Raw genomic sequence first — 24,468 nt, 5'->3', positions numbered from 1 at the left:
GCGGGATCCAGTGCAATCGGGGTCAGCACCGGCCCCAGTTCGCGCTGGAAGAACTCGCGCGCCCATTCGCGCTGGGCGTCGGTCCAGGTGGTGGTCAGGTGGAAAAAGACCCCCTCTTTTTCAAGTAGTGGAAAAATGGTGTTCTGCAGCATGTCATACTGCGAAGCCACAAGCCGTTGCGTGCGCTCGGTGACAAGCTGGTAGGTCTGCTGGAATGACAGGCCGTCCGGCGTCAGTCCCGAGGCGTTGTCGCGCATCTGTTCCTTCAGGCCCGCCATGCGGATTTCAAAGAACTCGTCCAGGTTGCTGGACACGATGCAGATGAATTTCAGCCGCTCCAGCAGCGGGACCTTCGGGTCCGCCGCTTGTGCCAGCACGCGGGCATTGAATTCCAGGATGCCCAGTTCGCGGTTGAGCAGCGTACTGGACGGAGTCGTCGACATGAGCATGACCTTCTTTTGGTAATGTGGCGACTTTTTCATAAAAACGTGTCACTTTTATGACAGTTTGATTTTGTCATGATGCAGACATGATCAGGACATATTTTTCCCGGGCGCGAACGCCGGCAGGCCAAGGCACCAGAGCGCACCTGCCGCGCCACGCAACGCCAACGCGAACCAGCCCTCCTAGCACACGATGAATAACACCCCACGCCTGCTGGCTGCCGTCGATATGGGTTCGAACAGCTTCCGCCTGATGATCGGGCGGGTGGACGAGACCCCCACGGCCAATGGCCCGGCCAGCCAGATCTTCCAGGTTGACGCGCTGCGCGAGCCGGTCCGCCTGGCCGCCGGCCTGACGCCCGACAAATACCTGGACCAGCCCGCGCGGCGCCGCGGTATCGATGCGCTGCGGCGCTTCGGCGACCGGCTGCGCGAGTTCGCGCCCAACCAGGTGCGCGCCGTTGCCACCAACACATTGCGCGTGGCCAAGAACGCGTCCGAGTTCCTGATCGAGGCCGAAAGCGCGCTGGGCTTCCCGATCGAAGTGATCGCCGGGCGCGAGGAAGCGCGGCTGATCTACCTCGGGGCCTCGCACGACGCCCCGGCCTGCCAGGGCAACCGCCTGGTGGTCGATATCGGCGGCGGCTCGACCGAGTTCATCATCGGCAACGGCTACCAGTCCAAGCTGATGGAAAGCCTGTATATCGGCTGCGTGTCGCACAGCCGCCAGTTCTTCCCCAGCGGCAACGTCGATGAATACGCGATGAAGCAGGCCGAGCTGGCCGCGCGCCGCGAGATCCAGGTGCTGGTGCGCCAGTACCGGGCCACGGGCTGGGAGCAGGCGGTCGGCTCGTCGGGCACGGCGCGCGCGCTGGCCGAGCTGATCGAACTCAATGGCATGAACGACAGCACCGCCGAGCACGGTATCACGCGCGAAGGGCTGGAGCGCCTCAAGCGCGCGCTGATCAAGGCCGAGAACACCAACCGCGTCAAGCTGACCGGCCTCAAGGCGGACCGCATCCCGGTGCTGCCGGGCGGCTTGTCGATCATGCTGGGCGTGTTTGCCGAACTCGATATCGAGCGCATGGATGTTACCGACGGCGCGCTGCGGCTAGGTGTGCTGTACGACCTGCTCGGACGCAGCCACCACGAGGACATGCGCACCGTCACGGTGGACCAGTTCATGCGCCGCTATGGCGTGGACCGGGCCCAGTCCGGCCGCGTGCGCCGTGCCGCGCAGACGCTGCTGTCACAGTTCCCGGAGCCGGCCAACGAACGGCGCGAGGACAACCTGGCGCTGCTGGGCTGGGCCGCCAGCCTGCATGAGACCGGCATGTCGATCTCGCACAGCGGCTACCACAAGCATTCGGCCTATATCGCCACCCATGCCGATATGCCGGGCTTTTCCAAGACCGACCAGGCGCGGCTGGCGACGCTGCTGCTGGGCCATGCGGGCAAGCTCGGCAAGCTGTCGGGCAGCGGCAGGTTCGTCGACTGGCGCATGCTGTTCAGCCTGCGCCTGGCCTTTGTGCTGTGCCGCCGCCGCTCGGACGTGGCCTTGCCCGATATCCGCGTGAGCCAGTTGGCCGAGGCGCTGGACGAAGGCTTCACCGTGCGCTTGCCGAAGGCGTGGATCGAGGCCAATCCGCTGATCGAATACAGCCTGGCGCAGGAGGCTGATGAATGGCAGCGGATCGGCAAGCGCTACAAGGTCATCTATGACTGAGCGCAGTGCAGAGGGCGGCCGCCGGGGCGGCGGCCGCTGACAGGCAGCTGGCGCCGCTCAGGCGGCGTTGTTCAGGCCGAGGAAGTGGCGGGCGTAGCGCGGGTTCATGTCGTTCACGCGCAGCAGCGTCAGGAAGTCAGCCACGTTGAAGTCCGGATCCCAGGCCGGCTGGCCGCAGATCTTTGCGCCCAGGCGCAGGTAGCCCTTGATCAGCGCGGGCGGCTCGACGTCCAGCTGCTGGTTCAGGTCCTCGACCGGCAGCGGCACGCGCGGGAAGGCGTGGTATTCGATTGGCGCCAGCGAGCGCTCGCTGAACAGCCGGTGCAGGCTGGCCGCGTAGTGGCCGCCGTCGTTCATCGGCACGCTGGCGCAGCCGAGCATCGATTCGATGCCCCAACGCTGCAGGTACTCGCCCAGGCCGCCCCACAGCGCCATGATGACGCTGCCCGAACGGTAGTCGCGGTGCACACAGGAGCGGCCCAGTTCCAGCATCTTGGGGCGCAGGTGGCCCAGGCGTACCAGGTCGAATTCAGATTCCGCGTACAGGCAGCCCAGGCGCTTGGCCTGGTGCGGCGGCAGCACGCGGTAGGTGCCCACCACGCGCAGCGTGGCCATGTCGCGCACGATCAGGTGGTCGCAGTAGGCATCGAACATGTCGATGTCCAGCTCCGGCACCGAAGAGGTCAGGCGCGCGCCCATTTCCTCGGCAAAAACCTTGTAGCGCAGGCGCTGGGCTTCGACTACTTCGTCCTGGTGGCGCGCCCACGCCACGCTGAGAACAGGCGATTCATGTGCCGGTGTATCTGATTGGCGATGAAGACGGCTCCGCGCCGTCTGGCCACCAAGGCCATTGGGCAGAGAGTCGAAAAGCGGCTGGGTGGGCGTCGGCAGATCTCGCATCAGTATGTCCTTTTGGTGACGAAACTGTTGCGATGCAATGTAGTGAGAGTGGGTGACATTGCCGTGACCCGCGGATGACGGTTCCGTGACGTCACCTGCCAGGGCGGACGGTCGGGCGCTTTCGGGCGATGGGTCAGGGTGTGAGTCGCGATCCTCGACGTCAATATAACGATCGGCCGGGCCATTCATGGGGAATCTCCGTGACACCTGCTATCGGCACCGGAAGAGGCGCCAAGGCCACTCTACTTACGGGAGATTCCGCCCGCCATCAGCTATTTCTGATTTTGGCGGGACAAAATGGGCCAGGTGCCGTCAGGCGGCACCTGGCATGCGGGGTGGGGCGGGGCTCAGAGGAATTCGGGGTTGATGACGGCGCGCAGCACGGTCTGCGCCTCGCTTTCGCGGGTGCGGCCGGTCAGCCACCAGATGCCGCTCTTGCGCACGCTCCAGTTCATTTCCGAGCCGGCCAGCAGCAGGCTGGCGACGCGGCCGATCCAGGGCTGGTGCCCGACTACCACCACGTGCTCGGGGCGTTCCGGCCACTCGACTGCTGCAAGCACTGCGCTGACGTCGGCGCCGGGCGCAAGGGCGTCACTGATCTCCGCCTCGGCAGACAGCGCGGCCGCCGTTTCGCGGGTGCGCAGCGCAGGGCTGCAAAGGACGCGGGTGTCGGCCGGCAGATGCGCGCGCAGCCATTTGGCGGATACCTCCGCCTGCTTGCGGCCGCGGCGTGTCAGTGGCCGCTGCAGGTCGGCATGGCGGCTCAGGCTGAGCGCGTCGGGGAGGTCTTCGGCTTCGGCGTGGCGCCACAGGATCAGGTTCATGTCGGACGGGGCAATGAGCGAGCTTCGAGTATGGTGAAGCGGCCCGACCGGTGCAAGCGCCAGCTGGCCCGCGCCGGTGCGCAGGCCAGGCTGCACGCGGCGCGTAAACGGAAGCAGGCTGCCTGTCGGGCAGCCCGCAAGTGTGTCCAGGCGCGGTGTCAGCGGCGTGACAGCGCGTCGGCGCACAACGGCCGCGGCGCGGGCGACAGCCGCGCATGCGGTATCGCCGGGGCCGTGCAGAAACTCAGGACTTGTGGCGGAAGTTGATGCGTCCCTTGGTCAGGTCATAGGGCGACATTTCCAGGGTGACACGGTCGCCGGCCAGGATGCGGATGCGGTGCTTCTGCATCTTGCCCGAAGCGTATGCCCAGATTTCGACGCCGTTTTCCAGCGTGACCCGATAGCGGTTGTCAGGCAGGGCTTCCGACACCACGCCGCCAAATTCAATGAGTTCTTCCTTAGCCAATCTGTCTTCCTTTTCGGCAGCCCGTGAAGGCTGCGTGGTTGCGATTTCAAAAATCCTGTTCGGTTCGCCCGGTACGGCGCGGAACCGCGGCATGTTTCGCCGATTGCGGCGAAGCGCGCCTTGGGTTGTTCGGGGCAAGCTCACGCGGACTGCGGCGCGCGGCGCCTGATGCTCGGTCCTGTCAGCGGTATCGCCCAACGGGCGCGGATGGCTTGGGCGACGGCCTGGCCGCTGACGGCCGGGGAGGCCGTGTGCTTTGCGGAGCAGGCGGGCAGGTTGTACCCGGTGGTTCGCCAGTTTGGTGTCGTCGCGGAAGACCCGCGCCGGCGGCTGCTGTTCGCTCGCGAAGAGCGCGCTGGTGAGAACGCCCGGTTACAGGGATGCACGGACACCCCGGGGGCTACTTTGACATTGTATCACGTACGCAGTTGCAGCATGGCCGGCACGTTGCGGCAGATGGCCGGCCGCGGCGGTTGCACCGTGCCGCCAAAGTCGGCAATTCATGTGCCTTGAAAGGCGCGTCTTGCGGTCTGGCCGGCTTGGTATTTGCCCCATATGAGCTAGAACTAACTCGTACGGCCTTGCCGGGCCGGATCTCGCAAGGAGACTGCCATGGAACTCCATCTGGAATCGCACCGCTACGTTCGCTGCCGGCCGGACTGGCGGGCCGCCGTGGTGGCGGGGCTGATTGCCGGCGCGGTCTACATGGTGCTGGAACTGCTCACGGCGCGCTTCCTGCTGTACCAGGGCGCCTGGGGCACCGTGAAGATGGTCGCGGCCATCATCCTCGGGCGTGAAGCCCTGTCTGCTGATGCCTTCAACTGGACAGTCGTGCTTTCGGCGGGGACGGTGCACTTCGCGCTGTCGATCATCCTGGCGGCGGTGCTGGCGATGATTCTGTCGTCATTCCGCTTCGATTCCAGTCTGTGGCTGGCCTCGGTGGTCGGGATCGTGTTTGGCGTGGTGGTCTACCTGGTCAATTTCTATCTGCTGGGGACCTACTTCAACTGGTTCGACGAGGCCCGCGGCTGGGAAAGCCTGTTCGCCCACGCGCTCTTCGGGTTGGTGGCGGCCGACGTCTATTGCAATCTCGAGAGACGGCGTGGCGAAACGGGGCAGCAGCCTGCCTGAACCAGGAGATGGAGATGGGGGAGGGGGTAGCAGCCGGCATCCTCCCGGCTGGCGCTCTTTCAGCTAGCCCATCTGGTTGATATGACGTTTAACGCGCTCGCACTAACCTAGAGGCAAACGATCAGAGCGGCCGCCGCCAACCATGCCCGCGGGCGGCTACACCGGAGTACCGAGCCCATGCGGGTTGCAATCGTCAGTACCGAAACCACCGGGCTCACGCCAGCGGACGAGCCTGTCAGCATCGGCCTGTTGCTTGTCGAAGTGGCGCCGCGGGCTGGCACGCTGTTGCGGGAGATCACTGACTATTACGGTTCGCAGGAGCCCACCGTGCCGATCGGTGAAGCTGCCACCGGCACGCACGGGTTGACCGCGGAGATGCTGCGCGGGCGGCGCTTTGACGTCGATGCCATCCGCGCCATCGTCGACGACGCGGATGTGCTGGTCGCCCACGGCGCCGAATTCCACGCGCGGATGCTGGGAAAAGTGCTTCCCGACATCCAGCACAAGCGCTGGCGCTGCTCGGTGCGCCAGGTCCGCTGGTCCCAGTACTTCCATGCCCCCAACCACAAGCTCGATACGCTGTGCGAGCACCTGCGCATCTTCCGGCCCCGGCCGCAGGTTGCGCTGGATGATTGCCTGGCGCTGTCCAGGTTGCTGTTCCAGCACATGGGTGCAGCCGACCAAGCCACGCCCATGGGCTTCCTGCTGGCCGAGTCCGACTTCGTGCCGCGTATTGCGATCAGCGTGCCTGTGCCATCGGCGCCGCCGCCGTCACCTGCGGTCCCGGCCGACGCCGGCCAGTCATGGATGCCAAAGGTTGAGACCAGCCATGCTGGCCCAAGCCGGGGGCTGGTCATCGTCGCGGTGATGCTGATGCTGTTCGCGGGGGCGCTGATCTGGCCGGACTTGCTGCAGTGGTGAGAACAGACCTGTCCGGCGCTTGGAGGCCGCTTGGCTGAAAAGAAAAACGGCCTGGATCTTTCGATCCAGGCCGTTGTTTCCACTGGGTATTTCTGGTCGGAGCGATAGGATTCGAACCTACGACCCTCTGATCCCAAATCAGATGCGCTACCAGGCTGCGCTACGCTCCGAAGCCCGCCATTGTAGCCGGGCCCCGCGATCGCGGTCAATCTAATGTGATGATGCCCGCTCTGGCGCACTCAGCCTTGCCGGCCTGCTCCCCCTTCTGGCGGGGACGCTTTGGCTTGACTTGGGTTTGCGCGCTGGGATAATCCGCACACCGCACCAGTCCGACCGGCGTGCTTTTGGGAACGCCCGGTTTGCCTATTCCTTCCGGACTGACCTGATCACCACAACAATAACGGCGCTCCCGCCCGCGGCGGGCGCCTCGACGTGTTTGCGTCTGCCGGCCGGCGGCGCCAGGCGTTCTGAAACCGGGTATGCGGCTTTGATAACAACGGTCCGACACAGGACCGGTAAAGAGCAGGTAACAGCGGCGCCATGCGGCGCACCGCTTGTCGCCTTGGACGGGAATGAAGATGTTTCAGTCGCACATAGTTGTGCTCATCGCGGGGTTGTGCGCCCTGCAGATGGCTGTGGTTTGCGTGGTGTTGCGCCGCTCGGCGGGCATGGATCGCAGCGGCCTGACGTCGTGGGCGCTGGGAAGCGTGCTGGCCGCAATGGCAGCGGCCCTGGCAGCGGTGCAGGAACTGCGCCCGCTGTGGCTGGTACTGGAATCGAGCGACCTGGCACTGCTGGCGGCGCTCTCGGTCATGGCAGTGGGCGCGCGGCATTTCGCGGGCCGGCCCGGCCGCGCCGCGCCGTTGCTGGCGCTGAACCTGGCAGCCGCGGCGGCGGTGGCCTGGCACGACCTGGCGCCTCAATATCTTGCCGTGCCGCCGCTGATGCCGGAGATGGCACCGCTGCTGACGATGTGCCACATCGCACTGCTGCTGGACCTGGCCCGCAGCGCGTGGCCGTCGGTGCCGGCCACGCGCGGCACCGGCCGGCTGGCAGCGTTGTCGCTGGTATTGATCGTCATCGCCGCGGCGGCCATCAACGCATGGACCGTGGCGCTGCCGCTGGCGGCAGTCATGCAGGGCGGCGCCTGGCGGCGGCCGATGCCGTGGGACGGCGAGCTCGCCATGCTCAATATCTTTGCACTGGTGGGCGTGTCGGTCAGCTTTGCGCTGATGGCACACGACCGGCTGCGGCGTATGCTGGAGCGGCGCGCGCGCCATGACGACCTGACCGATGTGCTGCTGCGCGGCGCGTTCTGGGAAGAGCTGGAGGCAGCCTGCCTGCGCGCCGAGCGGCAGCGCAAGCCCCTGACGGTGGCCTTTGTCGACCTCGATCACTTCAAGGCAATCAATGATGTCTACGGCCACCTGGCGGGCGACAGCGTGCTGCGGCATTTCGCCGGGCAGCTGCGCAAGAATTTTGGCCAGCTCGAGGTGGCGGGGCGCCTGGGCGGCGAGGAATTTGCCATCCTGATGCCGGATACGGCGCTGGAGCAGGGCCGGCTGGCCTGCCTGCGGCTGGCCACGGCGGTGCGCGCCACGCCATGCCCGTCCGAGCCCGATCCGATCGCCTATACCGTCAGCATCGGCCTGGCGGCGCGGCAGCCGGGCGAAGGCGCCGATGCGCTGATGCGCCGTGCCGACCGTGCGCTATACGACGCCAAGCTGAAAGGGCGCAACTGCGTGTCCCTGCATCCGGCAGGCAGCGAGGCGGGCACCGATGGCGGCGCGGTCGATGGCCACTACATCACGCGCGGACAGCCGCGCGCCGCATCCTGACCTGCGCCGCTTGTCACTGCGCAGCGGTGCTGCGGTAGAATGCCGCCTTCGCGTCCTTAGCTCAGTTGGATAGAGCACTCGCCTTCTAAGCGAGCGGTCAGAGGTTCGAATCCTCTAGGACGCGCCAGTGAAATCAAGGGTTTGCGGGGTGTCGCCCGCGCAGGCCGAAGCGCGCCCCACGTCAGTGGGCAATCTGCGGGCAATTCTGGCCTTCGATGCGAGTGCCATGGAGTTCAGAACGGTCAGTGGCCGACTTTATCGGCTGCGCGACACCGCCAGCGTGGCGGACCTCTCTTCGCGTCGTGGACCACCATGAAGCCCCCTCCGCCGATATTGCCGGCATTGGGTAGGGCTACCGCGTGCGCGAAGCCCACCGCCACCGCCGCGTCCACCGCGTTGCCGCCAGCCTTCAGGATGTCCAGGCCGATCCGCGTGGCCGGTTCCTGCTCCGTCGCCACCATGCCGTTGCGCGCCACCACCGGGTGGAACACGTCCACGTCCATGTCGAAGTCGTAGGCGGCGCTGGCGGCCTGTGCTGTCGCGGTGGTGGCCGGCGCCAAGACGGCCGGTTCTGCAATGACAGGCGCATAGCGCGGGGCGGCGGTCTGTGCGATAGGGGCGGTGTTGCAGGGAAGCTCTCGCAAAAGGACCCATCCCGTTTGCGAAGGTTTTCGAGTGCCCCGACGTGACCCGCCCTTTGGCCGGTCGGCGACGCATGCCAAACATGCGGATTGGCAATCGGAGATTGGATGGAAACCGCCGGGGGTGCGTCGAAAGGCTTATGTGAGGCCGTCGTGACTGTTAGCCACGTCTCGCCCCGCCTTGCGCGCATTTCAGCCCATTAATGGCGGCAACTTCTCGCGCCGTCTACGTGGCAGCAATCCCTCCTGTTTTGATGCGAGGAATGCATCAATTCATCGAAACATTGCAATTCCCCTCTGCAAGTTGTCTCTGCAAACTGGCATCAATTCGCCTTTCCCGTTCGCGGGGCAGGGGGAGGTGACGACAATAAGCCGAAATGGGGAGATAGGATGGGCATCGAACAAGAACGGAAAAGTCGGTTAAACGGGAAGTTGGCGGCCGGGGCGGTCCTTGGAATTGCGATCACTACTACTGTTCAGGCACAGAGTTCGTCCGGAGTAAGCCTGTACGGCATCATCGATACCACCATTCGCTACTCAAACAATAACCAGGGCGACAATAAGTTGGCTGCGTTAACCGACGGCTATTTCAACGGCTCACGCTGGGGCATGCGGGGCAACGAGGCGCTCGGAGGCGGATTGTCCGCCATCTTCAATTTGGAGAGTGGCTTTGATCCCTCGACCGGCGTATCGCAGCAAGGCACCACAACGGCAAACTATGGACAGCAGAGTACCGGCGGTCAGGGGCGTTTGTTTGGAAGGCAGGCATGGGTCGGATTGAACCACGAGCGCTTCGGTAGGCTAACGTTCGGCCGGCAATTCACCACCGGCTACGATGCGACCGCCCGCTTTCAGCCTAACGGTCACCCCAATCTGGACGCAGTCACCATCTTTAACGGCTATACGGGACCGCGCCAAGACAACATGGCGAAATACGTCGGACAATGGGGAGCGCTATCTGCGGGAGCGTATTACACCTTTGGCGAAGTGTCGGGTCATATGAAGCCGAGCTCTAGTTACGGCGCAACTCTCGGCTATAAGCAGGGACCGGTGGACGTCGGTGGCTTCTGGCAGCAGGCCAACGCGCTAACCACGCCCGAGTCGAGAAAAGTCTGGGGCGTGGGTGGCAACTATCAATGGGGGATAGTCAAGCTAACCTTCGGCTATCTAAACAATCGATTCGATGTGAGCCCGACGCGAAACGATGTATTCAGTGGCGGCTTCGCTGTGGCGGCTACCTCTGCTCTCACGCTATCCGTTGCGTCGCACTACGACCGCCAGCGCAATGCCTCCGGCAGCCGCATTATGGTGACCGGCGTCGCGGACTACAACCTTTCAAAGCGCACTGACATTTACGCCGAAATTGATTTCAATCGCATCAACGGTGCCTATGCGCTGCCCACCTTCATGGGAGTGAAAGGCAGCAAAGTCGGCGGTGGCATCGGCTTGCGACATCGCTTCTAGAGCGGTCCATTGTTCTGCCAGGCGGCTAACTGGTGCGTCGGCGCTTCAATGTGCCCAACTATTCTTCGAATTGATCTAACTCCGCTGGTCCCGCGCGTGAACGGCATTCGGGCTAGCACAAATGCAAGGAGCCAGCAGTGGACGAACAGGCAGTTGACCCCAGGACGTGGATTGGACGCAGCGAGCAGTGGGAGGACACAGTCACTGCCGCGCCGATCGCAGCGCTGCGTGCGACGTTGGATTACCCCGCAGCAGCGCAGACAGCAGGCACTCCATTGCCGCCACTGTGGCATTGGCTTTATTTCTTACCCATGCATCGTCAAAGCGAAATTGGGCACGATGGCCATGCCAAGCGCGGCGGCTTTCTACCCCCTGTGCCATTGCCCCGCCGCATGTGGGCAGGCGGCCAATTCGAGTTTCGCCATCCACTTCGGGTGGGCGACAAGATCCAGCGCACCTCCGTCATCGACGATGTTACAAGCAAGGAGGGGCGGACCGGAAAGTTAGTATTTGTAAGAGTGCGTCATGAGATCCGCGCCATCGGTACTGCGGAACCGGCGTTAGTGGAGTTTCACGACATCGTTTACCGAGAGGCACAGCAGTCGCGCGAGGCGCCTGTCATGCCCCAAGCGGCGCCCGCGGAAGCGGCTTGGCAGCGCCAAATTGTTCCGGACGACGTCTTGCTGTTCCGCTATTCGGCCCTGACTTTCAATGGGCATCGCATCCACTATGACCGCCGCTACGTGACAGAGGTCGAAGGCTACCCCGGCTTGATTGTCCACGGCCCGCTGATCGCTACGTTGCTACTGGATCTGCTGCGGCGCGAATTGCCCCAGGCAGAGGTCGCCAGCTTTCGATTCCGTGCGGTGCGCCCGACCTTCGACCTGCATCCCTTCCGGGTCAGCGGTCAACCGCAGTCTGACGGCAAAACAGTTCGCTTGTGGGCATCCGACCACGAGGGCTGGCTGACCATGGACGCCACGGCAGTCCTTCGCTGATTTCGCTTTACGGAAGATCCTGATGCAACCCCTCAAAGACATCACGGTTGTCACATTTGAACACGCGATTGCGGCGCCTTTTGCCACGCGGCAGCTTGCCGATCTGGGTGCACGAGTTATTAAGATCGAGCGGCCTGGGGTCGGCGATTTCGCCCGTGGTTACGATGAGCGGGTCCGTGGCCTGGCCTCGCATTTCGTCTGGACAAACCGCTCGAAGGAAAGCCTGACGCTCGATGTCAAGCACCCGGCCGCGGCTGGCGTATTACAGCGTCTGATTGAGGAAAAGGCGGACGTGGTGGTTCAGAACCTCGCACCAGGCGCCGCAGCACGGCTTGGTCTGGGCTACGAAACGCTTTCCGCCGTAAAGCCCCAAATCATTGTGTGTGATATTTCGGGCTATGGCGACAATCCGAAGAATCCTGGGCCATACCGCGACAAGAAGGCCTATGACCTTCTCGTTCAGAGCGAAGCCGGATTTCTGTCCGTGACGGGGACGCCTGACGTGCCTTGCAAGGCTGGGCCTTCCATTGCTGATATCGCCGCCGGCATGTATGCCTACACAAACATTCTGGCCGCTCTGTTACAACGCAATCAGACGGGCCGAGGGCAACGTATTGACATCTCCATGCTAGAGGCGCTGGCGGAATGGAATAGTTACCCTCTCTACTACGCTTTTGATGGGGCACAGCCGCCGCAGCGCACGGGCGCAAGCCACGCCACAATCTACCCCTATGGACCGTTTCCGGCTGGCGATGGGGCGACAGTAATGTTGGGGTTGCAGAACGAGCGGGAATGGGCAAACTTCTGCAACACAGTGCTCCAGCGGCCCGAACTGATCGAAGATCCCCGCTTTAGCTCAAACTCGAGACGCGTGGCCGAGCGCACTGCACTGAGGCAGATCATCGTAGATGCCTTTTTGCCTCTAACCGGTGCTCAAGTGGTGCAGCGATTGGAGTTGGCCCAGATCGCGAATGCCAGTGTCAATGACATGCAGGGGGTGTGGGAGCATGCTCAACTCAAGGCGCGCGGCCGCTGGACTGAAGTCGACTCGCCCAAGGGCATGCTGCCGGCTCTCTTGCCCCCAGGGACCTGGAACGAAGGGCCGCGTATGGATCCGATACCGGCACTCGGTCAGCACACCGACACAATTCTCGCGGAGCTTGGATATGCCTCCGACGAAATCGCCGTGATGCGCGCTGATAGCGTCGTGTAACGCCTGGCCTAGCGCACCATACATGTGACCTAACGGAGACGTAACCTATGGCTTCCACCATCATTGATTCCCGCATTTTTGGCGACATGTTTAGCGACGCGCGCATGCGCGAAGTGTGGTCCGATGAAAACCGCACGGCTAAATACCTGGACATCGAGCGAGCATTGGCAAAAGTGCAAGGTGAGCTTGGCATCATCCCGCAGGAAGCGGCCGACGAGATCGTCAAGAATTGCGAACTTTCCCAAATTGACTGGGTTAAGCTCAAGGCAAAGACCGAACAGATCGGATATCCGATTATCGCGGTGGTCAACCAGATCAACGCGAACTGCCGGGATGGGCTTGGCGAATTCTGCCATTGGGGCGCCACCACCCAGGACATTACCGACACAGCGGCGGTATTGCAGATGCGCGAGGGCCTGGCACTGATCGAGTCGGATCTCGAGGACATCGCTGACGCGCTTGCGACGCTGGCAAAGCAGTACCGCGACACGCCGGTGATCGGTCGGTCCAACCTGCAGCAGGCCACCCCTATTACGTTCGGCTACAAGATGGCCAGCATCCTTGCCGGCATCGAGCGCCACCGCGAGCGGCTGCGGCAGTTGAAGCCGCGAGTGCTAATGGGTGAGTTCGGCGGCGCATCCGGTACGCTTTCCTCGTTGCAGACGGGAGCCATGGAAACACAGGCTGCGTTGATGAAGGAACTTGGGCTGGCGCAGCCACTGATCTCCTGGCACACGGTGCGCGATACGATTGCCGAAGTGGGCGCGTTTCTCGGACTCGTCGGCGGCTCGCTCGGCAAGATCGCCATGGACGTGAAGCTCATGATGCAGACCGAAGTTGCCGAGGTGTTCGAACCCTTTGCGCCGGGGCGCGGCTCTTCATCGACCATGCCGCAGAAGCGCAACCCGATTTCGTGCCTGTACATCCACGCCAACATCTCGGTTGCACGGCAGCACGCGGCGGCCCTGATGGATGCGATGGTGGCTGATCACGAGCGTTCAACAGGCCCGTGGGAGATCGAATGGGTATCCCTACCGGAGATCTTTTGCCTGATTTCCGGTGCCCTGAAGCAGGCGAAGTTCGTGTTGCAGGGCTTGGAAGTGGACGCGGCTCGCATGCGCGCGAATATCGACATGACAAACGGGCTAGTTATGTCTGAGGCGGTGATGATGGGCCTGGGTCCATATATTGGGCGCGAGTATGCGCACGATCTGGTCTATGACCTTTGCCGCGAGGCCATTGCCAACAACCGACCCTTGATCGACATCCTCGCGGCACATCCGGAAGTAAGCAGCCACGTGTCACGCGCACAACTCGAGGCCATGTGCGATCCACGCAACAATCTTGGCCAAGCCGGCGTAATGGTCGACAGGGTACTGGCTAGCCGGCGCTAAGACGCACTGCCAAGAAGAGCATGCCGGCCTGCCGTCCGTGAGCCGTCGGCGCGCCAAGGTCGGTCCGCGGGGCGATTATTTGCCACGCCGTTTGCCGGCGGGCGCGCCACGTCTTGGTCGTGTTTCGCAAAGAAAGTCATAGAGCTGCTGCGCGGCAGGTGTTAAGGATCGGCTCTTGCGGCGTATTAACCCAATTTTGCGCGTCACGACCGGGTCGGTTAGTGGGACACTAACTAGAAGCGGATGATCTGGACCTGGCATGGCGATGGATGGCACCGCTGCGATGCCAAGCCCGGCTTCGACCAAGCCCAAGGTCGTGGTGACGTGCTGCGTCTCGTAGATACTCTGCGGCAATCGTGACACGTTCGAAAGCGCCTGATCGAGGAGCAGCCGGTTGCCGGAAGCTTTGCTGACCGAGATGTAGTCATATTCGGCGAGGTCTGCCCAGGTCACTTGCCGTCGCTCCGCGAGTGGATGATCGCGACGGCAGGCCGCAACGAACCGTTCCTCCAGCAAGGGCCTGAATTCAATGTCTGGCTCTTGGCCTCCCACGAAATCGATCCCGAAATCTGCTTCACTGCGCGACACCGCTGACAGTACCTCGTTTGCGCTGGCATCCAGAATCTTTACCCGAATCTTCGGATACTGCGCGTGGTAACGCGAGATGACTTGCGGCAAGAAGTAATAAACCGTCGACGGTACGCAAGCAATAGTCACTTCCCCCATCCGCGTCGTTGTCACTCCGCGTATGCCCAGCAGTGCCTGATCCAGTTCGTCAAGTATCTCCTTTACCTTTCGGTCGAAATCCCGGCCGACGGTCGTAAGGCTAACCCGGCGGGTGGTGCGGTCGAGTAAGCGCACTCCCAAGGCCTCTTCAAGCTTGTCTATGCGACGGCTAAAGGCCGGCTGTGAGACGTTCAGGGAGGTGGCCGCCTTGCGGAAGCTATTCAGTTCGGCAACGGCACGAAACGCCTGCAAATCATTGAGGTTGAAGTTGATGGTCATTGCACTTTCCCGAGCGTCATCACTGATGTGCATTGTGCATCAATTGATCCTAAAAATTCAATTCACTAAAAGAAGGGAAACCACGAACATGACCAGACGGCTCCAGTAGGCCGACCAAAAAACCACATCATACGGAGCAGACAGATGCAATCATCGAAGCGACTTTTACTTTGCAGCATTGCGATTGCGGTATCACTTGGCAGCGTCAGCGCCTTTGGTGCGTTCCCTGACAAGAGAATTTCGCTGGTAGTGCCCACCGCAGCGGGAGGCGCTAATGACGCCATGGCGCGGGTAGTTGGCCAGGCAATGTCGACCATTCTCAATCAGACAATCGTGGTCGACAACAAAGCGGGGGCGAACGGCGCGATTGCCAGTGAGTTTGTCATGCGTGCCCCACCGGACGGCTACACGTTGCTACTCGGCTACGTGGCGACACATGCCATGAACCCTGCGCTGCAGAAGCTTCGGTACGATCCCGTTAAGGATTTTGTGCCCGTCGGCATGGTGGGTTCTTCGGCAACCGTGATGGTCGTCAATCCAAACCTGAAGGCCAACGATGCCAAGGGAGTCGTGACGCTACTCAAAGCAACGCCAGGAAAGATCAGTTACGCGTCGGCGGGCAATGGAACCGCTCCGCATTTTGCCGCGGAGATGTTCAAACTCTCGACCGGCACCGAGATGCTTCATGTGCCGTATAAGGGGTCAGCTCCGGCGATTAACGACACAGTTGCCGGGCAGACACAAGTGATGTTTCCGAGCCTTTTCACCGCCATGCCCCAGTTGAAGAACGGCAAGCTGAAGGCGGTCGGGATTGCAGGCAGCAAGCGCTCTTCGCTGATGCCAGAGTTGCCCACGCTGAAGGAACAAGGGATCGACGACGTTGATGTCTCCCAGTGGTATGCCATCTTCGCCCCCGCGAACACACCAGCCCCCGTTGTAGAAGCATTGAACAAGGCATTAAACCAGGCGTTGAAGGATAAAGCCGTTGTCCAGCGTTTGGAGGGACAAGGCGCAGAGGTTACGACCATGTCCACGGCCCAGATGCGAACATTTATTCAGGAGGAACAGGTCAAGTGGAAGAAAGTAGTTCAGGCGGCAAAACTGAAGGCGGACTGAGATGAGCAAGACAATACCTTGCGTGCTGATGCGAGCCGGCACCTCGCGCGGGCCGTTCTTTCTGCGGGAGTGGCTGCCCGAAAGCGTAGAGGCTCGCGACCAGGCGTTGATCGGTGCCATCGGTGCCTCCGACCCGCTTCAACTGGACGGGGTGGGCGGCGGTAGCACGCTGAACAGCAAGGTGGCGATTGTTTCGCGATCCACGCAACCCGGCTGTGACCTTGACTACCTGTTCGTACAGGTAGGAGTGGGTAACTCCTCGGTGGACACCCGGCCCAACTGCGGCAATATGCTTTCCGGAGTCGCACCCTTTGCGATCGAGCAAGGCCTGGTTGCAGCCCAACTCGGCTCAACCCGCGTGCGCGTTCACAACGTCAATACAGGCTCGCGAATCGATGTGACGGTCCGCACGCCTAATGGGCGGGTCACCTATGACGGCGACACTCGAATCGATGGCGTTGCGGGCACTGGGTCACCAATCTTGCTCGATTTCGTCGATGCGTGGGGCGCAGTGACCGGAAAGGTCTTTCCGACGGGCAACCGCGTTGACCTGATTGACGGCATCGAAGTGACTTGTATCGATGCGGCGATGCCATTGATGCTCGTCCGGGCACGCGACCTCGGTGTCAGTGGACGCGAGGCGCCGGCCACGCTCGACAATGATCCGATACTGCTTGCGCGTCTGGAAGCGCTGCGCTTGCAGGCTGGGCAGTTGATGGGGCTGGGCGACGTCTCGGACAGCGTTATTCCAAAGCCAGTCCTGGTCAGCCCCGGCGATTCGCCGGAAAGCATTACGTCGCGCTACTTTACGCCCCGCAAATGTCATGCGTCGCATGCAGTCACCGGCGCCATCGGCGTTGCCAGCGCATTCGCCTTACCTGGGACGGTTGCTAGCCAATTGACCCGATTGCCCGGCCGCCACGCACTTGTCGTCTTGCACCCAGCGGGACGGATCGAAGTGGAGGTGGAATTGGAGGGGGAGGGCGATGCGGCTACTGTAACAAGAGCGGCTCTCGTTCGAACGGCACGCAAGATCATAGAAGGTCAGCTCCATCTGCCCGAATATGTCTTCTCGCGGCCGGAAGGCAGCCGAGTAAAGCAGGCCTCGGCTCGGCATTCATTGCGGATCATCGTACCAACCCGTGCCGGAGGCGGCAACGATCTTGTGGCGCATCTTATTGGTCCCAGGCTTGGGCGACTGCTGGGGCATGACGTCATCATCGATAACCGTCCCGGTGCCAACGGCGGCATCGCCTGCGAGTACGTGGCGCGGGCAGTACCCGATGGTCAGACGCTCTTGCTCGGCTATATTGGAACTCATTCAATGAATCCGGCCCTGCAACCTGTTGGGTATGATCCGGTTTCGTCTTTTTCTCCGGTCGGGCTTATAGGATCGTCACCGATATTGTTGGTGGCGAATCCAATGCAGACGCCGCTTGACCTGGGTACGCTGGTCGCCCACATGAAGCGCGAGCCTGGAAGGTTTCGCTACGCGTCCGCAGGGGACGGTACACCGCCGCACTTTGCCGCAGAGCTTTTCCAATTGGCCACTGGCACTTCGATGCGCAGTACTACCTTCGAGGGCGCAGCGCCTGCCATCGCGTCGACCATTGATGGACGGACACAGGTTATGTTCGCGAGCCTGCTGACAGCGTATCGGCCGGTGGGTGCCGGTCAGTTGCGAGCACTGGCAGTCGCCGGACCCAAACGTCTGCCAGTGCTGCCAGAAGTACCGACGCTTGCGGAGTTGGGCGTGAGGGGCATGGAATTGACTCAGTGGTATGGTCTGTTTGCCCCGGCGGGAACTGCTGCCACGATGGTGGCGCAGCTCAATGGCGCCTTGGCTGCAGTCCTACGGGATCCAGAGGTCAAAGAGGGCTTCGAGAGCTACGGCGCAGCCCCCGAGCCGGGCGGTTCCGAACTTCTCGCAAGACGGGTGGAGACTGAACTAGAGCGCTGGCAGCGCATTGTTAGGGTGTCAGGTCTTGCGCCGTCGTCGATCGACGGTGACCCGGTGCAACAGTTTCTGGAGCCCTGCTAAATTACCTCGTAAGAGGTAGCGGTCGGTAACCGATGTGGTGCCTGCAACCGGCGCACGCTCGATTGTTGGGGTTCGCCTGCCTGCGAAAACGGAGATACTTTGGGACAACAGAACCGGTTATGGACGGCCGCCATGCGCGACCATCGCTGTGATGAGCCGGCCAAGGACTGCCTACAGTCTTGCAACTGCATATCAGCCGGGTTCCGTGTCGGCTCGAAGGAAGTCGGCAATGATTTCGGCAGACCTGCAAGAGTTGGTGAAGGGATTTCCGGCCAGGCTCCCCGCATTACGTGGCGGGGCCTTGCACTGACTCGATCGTCGCAATATGGGCAATGCCGCCGCGCGCGTACCGCCCCCTGAGAAGGCGAGGATGACCAGGTTTTCGTTGTCCGCCGAATACTGGGGGCGCGTGAAGAAGCGATAGCCGGCACCCTGGTCCGCGTGCGCGCTCGTCGGATTGACTGGCCGGGAGGCGCAGGCGGCAAGCAGAAGCAGCATCGAAATGACGGCCAAGGCTGAGGTCGGCGATCTGGCAATAGGTCCCCCGCGGCGACTGCAGGACGAACCGGACCGGCGGGTCGGCGTGCTGCAACTCCCCCAATACTAGTCGGCCAATGTAGCGATTGGCATACGTTTTGAGGTTGTCCCGGCGCGGCCACTCGTCTAGACTGGATTTCACCTGCCCAAGAGACCGGTACTTAACCTGGCTTGGCGAATGCGCGGCGGTGAGGCCGCCGATCCGGTACCTTTGCGGTGATCTGCAGGGAGACAAGCGATGTTGCCCACGCCCACTTCAGAGAGAGCGCTGTCCCGCGGACTACTCGATGTGCTGATCCGTGCCGGGCTGATCGCGGTGCTGGCAATCTTCTGCTTCCGGATATTCCGCCCCTTCCTCGATCTCATTGTCTGGTCCGTGATCCTGGCGGTGACCATCTACCCGCTCCAGGTCAGGCTCAGGCGCAGGCTGGGCAACAAGGACGGCCGCGCCGCCACGCTGATCGTGCTGGCCGCCATCGCCATCATTGCGCTGCCAGCCTACCTGCTGGGCGCCGCCATGATCGACTCGATGGAGAATGCGATCGCCATCGTCAAGAGCGAAGGCATTCATATTCCGCCACCGCATGAGTCGGTCGCCAGCTGGCCGCTGGTTGGCCAGCGCCTGTATGACCTCTGGCTGCAAGCCGCCTCGGACCTGGCCAGCGTGGTGCAGACGCTGGCGCCTCAGATCAAGGAAATCAGCCTGGCCGTGCTGGCCGCAGCCGCCGGCATCGGCAAGGGGCTGCTGATCTTCGTCTTCGCGCTGATTATCGGGGGCATCTTCATGGCCTACGGCGAGGCCGGCAACCGCAGCACCGTGCAGATTGCCTCGCGCATTTTCGGCCTGGAGCGGGGCCAGCGCATCGCCACGCTATGCACCGCGACCATCCGCGCTGTGGCGCAGGGCGTGGTCGGCATCGCCTTCATCCAGATGCTGCTGATCGGCATAGGTTTTGTGATCAAGGGGGTTCCTGCCGCGGGCGTGCTGGCCATGGCCGTGCTGCTGCTGGGCATCGCGCAGTTGCCGGCAACGCTGATCACGGTGCCGGTGATCATCTATGTCTTTGCCACGGAAGGTGCCAGCGTTGCCACTATCGTCTTCGCCATCTATGTCTTCGTGGCGGGACTGGCCGACAACGTGCTCAAGCCACTGCTGCTCGGGCGCGGCGTCGATGTGCCGATGCCGGTGGTATTGATCGGTGCCCTGGGCGGCATGGTGACAGGCGGCGTGATCGGCCTGTTTATCGGTCCGGTGGTGCTTGCGGTCGGGTATCAGCTGTTCTGGCAATGGGTGGAAGACCCGCCGCCGCAAGCGGATCCCGGCAACCAGCAACAGACCTGAAGTGGTCCGGGGTCACGCATGTCGCGCTGGAATCATCCGCTGCGCGCATTGCTGGCCTGCGCCTGTTGCCTTGGCGGCTGCGCGCGCCTGGGGCCGGATTTCCAGCCGCAGCAAGCGCCCTGGACGCAGCAGTGGCACAGCCCGGCGCTTGAGCAGGCGACCGAGCAGCGGGCCCAGCCCGACATCCGCGAGTGGTGGCAGGTCTTTGCCGACCCGACGCTCGAACGCCTGGTCGCCGAAGCCGACGCGCACAATGCCAGCCTGCGGATTGCCGGCCTGCGCGTGATGGAAGCGCGCGCCCAACTGGGCATTGCCCAGAGCGGGCGCTTCCCGCAACTGCAGCAGGCCAGTGCCGATGCCCTGTACACGGACCGCCGGCAGGCCGGCGGCCTGAACCCGCAGAACAGCCGCTTCTGGCAATACAGCGCGGGCTTCGACATCGGCTGGGAACTCGATTTCTGGGGCCGCTTCAGCCGCGCCATCGAATCTGCCGATGCTGTCTATTTTGCCGCCCGAGCCAACCGCGACGATGTGCTGGTGCTGCTGCGCGCCCAGGTGGCTGAGACCTACTTTGCGCTGCGCACGGCCGAGGCACGGCTGCGCATCGCCCGCGACAACGCAGCGCTGCAAAAGCGCAGCCTTGAGATCACCGAGCGGCTGTTCAAGAGTGGCGAGACCGACGAGCTCGACCTGCAGCAAGCGAAGACGCAGTACCTGGGCACCCTGAGCAGCATTCCTGAATTTGAAAGCCAGATCATGCGCACCCGCAATGCCCTGGCGGTGCTGATGGGCCGCCCGCCAGGCCCGTTGCCGGAGCTGCCGGAACTGGTGGGCAAGGAAGGGGTGATTCCACTGATCGATCGCGCGGTACTGCAGGATGTGCCTGCCAGCCTGTTGTTGCGCCGTCCGGATATTCGCGCCGCCGAGCTGCAGATTGCCGCGCAATCGGCGCTGATCGGCGTGGCCGAAGCCGATCTCTATCCGTCGCTGACGTTGCTGGGCAGCATTGTCTGGTCCGCCAGCACGCTGGCCGGCACGCCCAACAGCCTGGCCCTGATCGGTGGCCCCAGCCTGCGCTGGAGCGTGTTCGACTACGGCCGCATCAAGAACACCGTGCGCGTGCAGGACGCCCGCCTGCAGCAGCTGATCGTCGCCTACCAGGATGCCGTGCGGCAGGCGGCGCGCGAGGCCGACGATGCCGCCAGTGCCCTGATCAAGGCGCTGGATCGCGAGCAGATCCTGCGCGACAGCGCGCTGGCCGCCAGGCGTTCGCTGACGCTGGCCAACGCGCTCTACCGCGAAGGCTACTCGGACTTCCAGCGCGTGCTGGATGCTCAGCGTGCGCTGGCCACCCAGCAGGACGCCTACCTGGTCAACCGCAGCAATGCCGTCAGCAACCTGATCGCCTTGTACAAGGCCCTCGGCGGCAGCTGGCACAGCGAGCAGCCACTGGTGGACCCGGCCACCCGTCAGCAGATGCAGCAACGCACCGACTGGGGGAACCTGCTGGATGAACCGGGCCCGCCGTCCGCCGGTGCCAGCCTCCCAGTGAAGCAGAGGTAGATCTCCCTGAGCGAGTGCCGATGAGCGATGCCCCGCAACCCACCGCAGCCCCAGCGCCCAGCGCACCGCCGCCCGCCGCCGACCCGGCAAGGAAGGGCGTGCGCTGGGTGCTCTTGCTGATCGTCATCAGCCTTACCTGGTACCTGTTTGCCGACCGGTTGACCCCGTACACGCAGCAGGCGCGGGTACAGGCTTTCGTGGTGCCGGTTGCGGCGGAAGTGTCCGGGCGTGTGACCAAGGTGCATGTGCGCAACAACCAGGACGTCGCGGCAGGCACTGTCCTGTTCGAGGTGGATCCCCAGCACTACAAGATTGCCGTGGACCGCGCCCGCGCCGATCTGGAGTCGACACGCCGGCAGATCGGCGCCAGCACCGCGGGCATCGAATCGGCGCAGGCATCGCTGCGCGCAGCACGCGCCAACGAGCTCAAGGCGCGCCAGGACAGGGACCGCCTGGAGCGCCTGTACAGCGATGATCCCGGCACCATTTCCCTGCGCCGTCTGGAGGTGGCGCGCGCCAGCCTCGAGCAGGCTGTCAGCCAGGTCGCCGCCGCCAAGGCCGAGGTCCAGCGTGCGCGCGAACAGCAGGGGGGCAGCGAGGAAGAGAACGCCAAGCTGCGCAGCGCCGCCACTGCCCTGGAAAAGGCCGAACTGGATCTCGCCAATACGCAGGTGCGGGCGCGCGCCGCCGGGCTGGTCACCGACCTGCGCACCGATGCCGGCCAGTATGCCGCGGCCGGCAATCCGGTCATGACGCTGATCGCGATCCACGATCTGTGGATCAGCGCGGAGATGACCGAGAACAACCTGGGCCGTGTCGAGCCCGGCACGCCGGTTGCCATCGTGCTGGATGCGCTGCCGGGCAGGATCTTTGAGGGCCGGGTGCGCAGTGTCGGCTATGGCGTCAACGTCGGCCCGAGCACGCCGCCGGGCAGCTTGCCGACGGTGCAGAACAGCCGAGACTGGCTGCGTCCGGCGCAACGCTTCCCGGTGGTGGTCGAGATTGCCCAGGGCGAACTCGCCTCGATGCGCGGCATTCGCGTGGGCGGGCAGGCCGAGGTCATGGCGTTTCCCACCCAGGGCAACCCGCTCAATCCGCTCGGCCGTGTATTCCTGTACCTGATGAGCTGGCTTTCCTATGTCTACTGACAGCCCGGTGCTGCCGATGCCCGCGCGCGATCCACGCGCCCAGCGTTCGCTGCGCGTGGCGAGCGGCACCGCGCTGTGCCTGGCGGCCAGCTTCGGCCTGGGCCTGCCGATCCCCATGCTCGCGCCGGTGCTCGGCGTGTTCCTGCTGGCCAGCGTCAACCAGCCGGTGTCGCCCAAGGCCGGGCTGGGCCTGGTGCTGGTCGTGATGCTGACCACCGGCACTGGCCTGCTGCTGATCCCCATGCTGCGCTACTACCCCGTCAGCGGCGTGCTGATGATCGGCCTGTGCCTGTTCCTGGCCTTTCGCTACGGACTGCGCGGCGGCAACAACCTGGTCTCCACCTTCCTGGTGATCGGCCTGACCATGATCTCGGCGGCGGGCACCTTCGATTTCGGGCTGGCGGTCATGGTCATCGGTGCCCTGGTCAAGGGGCTGCTCGTCGCGGTCGTGGTGCTGGCACTTTGCCACTGGCTCTTTCCCGAACCGGCCGGCGCGCAGGCGCGGCCTGCGGCCAAGGCCTTGCCGGATGACCAGGGCGCCTGGATTGCGCTGCGTGCGGCGCTGGTGGTGATGCCGGCCTTCCTGCTGGCGCTGAACGACCCGGCCGCGTACATCCCGATCATCATGAAAGCGGTCAGCCTCGGCCGGCAAAGCTGCACCACCACGGCACGCGGCGCCGGGCGCGAACTGCTTGGCTCGACCTTGTTCGGTGGCGTGCTGGCCATCCTGTTCTGGTGCGCACTCAGCCTGTTCGTGCATTTGTGGATGTACTTCCTGTGGATGCTGCTGTTTGGCCTGCTGGCGGCGCGCAAGCTGTATGGCCTCAGCCCGTCGCGGTACCCGCCAGGCTTCTGGGTGAACACTCTCGTGACGCTGATCATCCTGCTGGGCCAGTCCGTGCAGGACAGCGCGGCCGGGAAGGATGTCTATACCGCCTTCGCCGTGCGCATGGGCCTGTTTGTCGGCGTCACGCTGTATGCCTGGCTGATGATCGAGCTGCTCGACCAGCCGCGCGGCGCACGACGGCATGCCCGCTGAAGAGGCCGGTCATGCTGAGCAACCTGCTGATCGGCCTTCCCGTAATGCTGCTCTGCCTGCTGCTGCAGGCGGTCTTCGTGGCTATCTGCCTGCGCTACTACGTGCGCTTCAAGCATGTCCGGCAAGGCCGCGAATCGCTCGGGCAGGACATCCTGCTGTTGTCGGTCGTGATGGTGCTGATGTTGCTCGGCAACTTCGTGCAGATGGCGATCTGGGCCGTCTTGTTCATGCTGTTGGGCGAGTTCGGCGATTTCGCCACCGCGCTCTATCACTCGGGCGTGAACTTCGCCACGCTGGGCTACGGCGATATCGTCATGTCCGAAGCCCGGCGCTTGCTGGGGCCGCTCGAGGCGGCCAACGGCATCCTGATGTTCGGCGTCTCCACCGCAGTGATGACGGCGGCGGTGCTGGACGTGATCAAGCGCAACCCGGCCAGGCTGCGGCAGGACGAGGGGCCATAGGGATGGGGGCGTCGGGCGCAGCCCGGGCCGGGACTGGGACGGTTCTAATATCGGATGCCGAATCGCGGGCGGGGTCGGGCAATCGATGCATCCCGATCTCTGCGAAAGCTGGCCCGCCGCGGGCGACTCTTCGGCCGGCTGCACTCGCCATTCAACGATCCAGGGAAACTCTGATGATTGCACGGCGAGCAAGCATAGCGGGCGCCACAAAGCAGCGGGGGGGGGGGGGGGGGGGGGGGGGGGGGGGGGGGGGGGGG

The 24,468-nt window shown here is 63.5% G+C and carries 20 protein-coding genes, 2 tRNA genes and 2 pseudogenes; 16 read left to right on the top strand and 8 right to left on the bottom strand.

What is annotated here, in order from left to right:
* A pseudogene (locus tag AC3WQZ_RS11680) lies at positions 1 to 443 on the bottom strand (polyphosphate kinase 1); the annotation flags it as partial.
* 193 nt (positions 444 to 636) lie between these two features.
* On the opposite strand from AC3WQZ_RS11680, the gene ppx reads away from it, so the two are divergent.
* Positions 637 to 2,169, top strand: coding sequence for an exopolyphosphatase (gene ppx, locus AC3WQZ_RS11675; RefSeq protein WP_010814304.1), 1,533 nt, complete (start codon positions 637 to 639; stop codon positions 2,167 to 2,169).
* Positions 2,170 to 2,226: 57 nt separating this feature from the next.
* On the opposite strand, the gene AC3WQZ_RS11670 is transcribed toward ppx, so the two are convergent.
* The 3 genes from AC3WQZ_RS11670 to infA form a co-directional block, all read right to left on the bottom strand.
* Entirely contained in the window at positions 2,227 to 3,069 is an 843-nt protein-coding gene (locus AC3WQZ_RS11670; RefSeq protein ID WP_011615654.1) for a GNAT family N-acetyltransferase, read from the bottom strand.
* Positions 3,070 to 3,416: 347 nt separating this feature from the next.
* Complete coding sequence (locus AC3WQZ_RS11665) at positions 3,417 to 3,893, bottom strand: SixA phosphatase family protein (protein WP_010814302.1); 477 nt, start codon at positions 3,891 to 3,893, stop codon at positions 3,417 to 3,419.
* A 244-nt stretch (positions 3,894 to 4,137) separates the two neighbouring features.
* Positions 4,138 to 4,359 carry a translation initiation factor IF-1 gene (infA, locus tag AC3WQZ_RS11660; protein WP_008641674.1) on the bottom strand — a complete coding sequence of 74 codons (222 nt, stop codon included), beginning with the start codon at positions 4,357 to 4,359 and terminating at the stop codon, positions 4,138 to 4,140.
* Between the two features lie 612 nt (positions 4,360 to 4,971).
* Here infA and AC3WQZ_RS11655 point away from each other — a divergent pair.
* Together AC3WQZ_RS11655 and AC3WQZ_RS11650 are read left to right on the top strand one after the other, a co-directional pair.
* Positions 4,972 to 5,490, top strand: coding sequence for a hypothetical protein (locus AC3WQZ_RS11655; RefSeq protein WP_010814300.1), 519 nt, complete (start codon positions 4,972 to 4,974; stop codon positions 5,488 to 5,490).
* Positions 5,491 to 5,667: 177 nt separating this feature from the next.
* Positions 5,668 to 6,411 (top strand): DNA polymerase III subunit epsilon, encoded by a 744-nt coding sequence (locus AC3WQZ_RS11650; protein ID WP_492300575.1) that lies wholly within the window; start codon positions 5,668 to 5,670, stop codon positions 6,409 to 6,411.
* A 93-nt stretch (positions 6,412 to 6,504) separates the two neighbouring features.
* Here AC3WQZ_RS11650 and AC3WQZ_RS11645 read toward each other — a convergent pair.
* Positions 6,505 to 6,581, bottom strand: a tRNA-Pro gene (locus AC3WQZ_RS11645).
* 408 nt (positions 6,582 to 6,989) lie between these two features.
* Between AC3WQZ_RS11645 and AC3WQZ_RS11640 the strand changes: the two genes are divergently transcribed.
* Together AC3WQZ_RS11640 and AC3WQZ_RS11635 are read left to right on the top strand one after the other, a co-directional pair.
* On the top strand, positions 6,990 to 8,249 hold the full coding sequence (locus AC3WQZ_RS11640) for a GGDEF domain-containing protein (protein ID WP_492300573.1): 1,260 nt from the start codon (positions 6,990 to 6,992) through the stop codon (positions 8,247 to 8,249).
* A gap of 50 nt (positions 8,250 to 8,299) precedes the next feature.
* Positions 8,300 to 8,376: transfer RNA gene (locus tag AC3WQZ_RS11635), tRNA-Arg, on the top strand.
* Positions 8,377 to 8,536: 160 nt separating this feature from the next.
* On the opposite strand, the pseudogene AC3WQZ_RS11630 reads toward AC3WQZ_RS11635, so the two are convergent.
* Positions 8,537 to 8,863, bottom strand: a pseudogene (locus tag AC3WQZ_RS11630) (gamma-glutamyltransferase); the annotation flags it as partial.
* A gap of 417 nt (positions 8,864 to 9,280) precedes the next feature.
* On the opposite strand from AC3WQZ_RS11630, the gene AC3WQZ_RS11625 reads away from it, so the two are divergent.
* From AC3WQZ_RS11625 to AC3WQZ_RS11610, 4 genes are all read left to right on the top strand, one after another.
* Positions 9,281 to 10,354 (top strand): porin, encoded by a 1,074-nt coding sequence (locus AC3WQZ_RS11625; protein ID WP_010814296.1) that lies wholly within the window; start codon positions 9,281 to 9,283, stop codon positions 10,352 to 10,354.
* A 137-nt stretch (positions 10,355 to 10,491) separates the two neighbouring features.
* Positions 10,492 to 11,352 (top strand): HTD2 family dehydratase, encoded by an 861-nt coding sequence (locus AC3WQZ_RS11620; RefSeq protein ID WP_492300572.1) that lies wholly within the window; start codon positions 10,492 to 10,494, stop codon positions 11,350 to 11,352.
* A gap of 22 nt (positions 11,353 to 11,374) precedes the next feature.
* Positions 11,375 to 12,565, top strand: coding sequence for a CaiB/BaiF CoA transferase family protein (locus tag AC3WQZ_RS11615; protein WP_011615650.1), 1,191 nt, complete (start codon positions 11,375 to 11,377; stop codon positions 12,563 to 12,565).
* Between the two features lie 47 nt (positions 12,566 to 12,612).
* Complete coding sequence (locus tag AC3WQZ_RS11610; RefSeq protein WP_010814293.1) at positions 12,613 to 13,959, top strand: class-II fumarase/aspartase family protein; 1,347 nt, start codon at positions 12,613 to 12,615, stop codon at positions 13,957 to 13,959.
* 75 nt (positions 13,960 to 14,034) lie between these two features.
* On the opposite strand, the gene AC3WQZ_RS11605 is transcribed toward AC3WQZ_RS11610, so the two are convergent.
* Positions 14,035 to 14,964, bottom strand: coding sequence for a LysR family transcriptional regulator (locus AC3WQZ_RS11605; RefSeq protein ID WP_010814292.1), 930 nt, complete (start codon positions 14,962 to 14,964; stop codon positions 14,035 to 14,037).
* Positions 14,965 to 15,108: 144 nt separating this feature from the next.
* Between AC3WQZ_RS11605 and AC3WQZ_RS11600 the strand changes: the two genes are divergently transcribed.
* Both AC3WQZ_RS11600 and AC3WQZ_RS11595 read left to right on the top strand, forming a co-directional pair.
* The gene (locus tag AC3WQZ_RS11600) at positions 15,109 to 16,080 is read left to right on the top strand and encodes a Bug family tripartite tricarboxylate transporter substrate binding protein (protein ID WP_011615648.1); all 972 of its coding nucleotides are present in this window, start codon (positions 15,109 to 15,111) and stop codon (positions 16,078 to 16,080) included.
* A gap of 1 nt (position 16,081) precedes the next feature.
* A complete protein-coding gene (locus AC3WQZ_RS11595) occupies positions 16,082 to 18,121 on the top strand; it encodes a 4-oxalomesaconate tautomerase (protein WP_492300569.1) in 2,040 nt (679 codons plus the stop codon).
* Positions 18,122 to 18,313: 192 nt separating this feature from the next.
* Here the strand turns inward: AC3WQZ_RS11595 and AC3WQZ_RS11590 are convergent, their stop codons facing one another.
* Positions 18,314 to 18,634 carry a hypothetical protein gene (locus tag AC3WQZ_RS11590; RefSeq protein ID WP_492300568.1) on the bottom strand — a complete coding sequence of 107 codons (321 nt, stop codon included), beginning with the start codon at positions 18,632 to 18,634 and terminating at the stop codon, positions 18,314 to 18,316.
* Positions 18,635 to 18,896: 262 nt separating this feature from the next.
* Between AC3WQZ_RS11590 and AC3WQZ_RS11585 the strand changes: the two genes are divergently transcribed.
* Genes AC3WQZ_RS11585 through AC3WQZ_RS11565 form a run of 5 tightly spaced genes read left to right on the top strand, consistent with a single transcriptional unit; the run spans position 18,897 to position 24,211 of the window.
* A complete protein-coding gene (locus AC3WQZ_RS11585; protein ID WP_010814286.1) occupies positions 18,897 to 20,000 on the top strand; it encodes an AI-2E family transporter in 1,104 nt (367 codons plus the stop codon).
* A gap of 18 nt (positions 20,001 to 20,018) precedes the next feature.
* On the top strand, positions 20,019 to 21,563 hold the full coding sequence (locus AC3WQZ_RS11580) for an efflux transporter outer membrane subunit (protein ID WP_492300566.1): 1,545 nt from the start codon (positions 20,019 to 20,021) through the stop codon (positions 21,561 to 21,563).
* Positions 21,564 to 21,583: 20 nt separating this feature from the next.
* Positions 21,584 to 22,711 carry an HlyD family secretion protein gene (locus tag AC3WQZ_RS11575; RefSeq protein ID WP_454750779.1) on the top strand — a complete coding sequence of 376 codons (1,128 nt, stop codon included), beginning with the start codon at positions 21,584 to 21,586 and terminating at the stop codon, positions 22,709 to 22,711.
* Positions 22,701 to 23,750, top strand: coding sequence for a DUF2955 domain-containing protein (locus tag AC3WQZ_RS11570; RefSeq protein WP_492300565.1), 1,050 nt, complete (start codon positions 22,701 to 22,703; stop codon positions 23,748 to 23,750). The genes AC3WQZ_RS11575 and AC3WQZ_RS11570 overlap by 11 nt, the downstream gene beginning before the upstream one ends.
* Positions 23,751 to 23,761: 11 nt before the next feature.
* Positions 23,762 to 24,211, top strand: a complete 450-nt coding sequence (locus AC3WQZ_RS11565) for a potassium channel family protein (protein ID WP_010814282.1) — start codon at positions 23,762 to 23,764, stop codon at positions 24,209 to 24,211.
* Positions 24,212 to 24,468 lie beyond the last annotated feature (257 nt).

This window comes from Cupriavidus sp. FW305-26 (assembly GCF_058787975.1).
The sequence above is the reverse complement of the archived record's forward strand: the minus strand, read 5'-3'. Positions and strand labels throughout refer to the sequence as shown.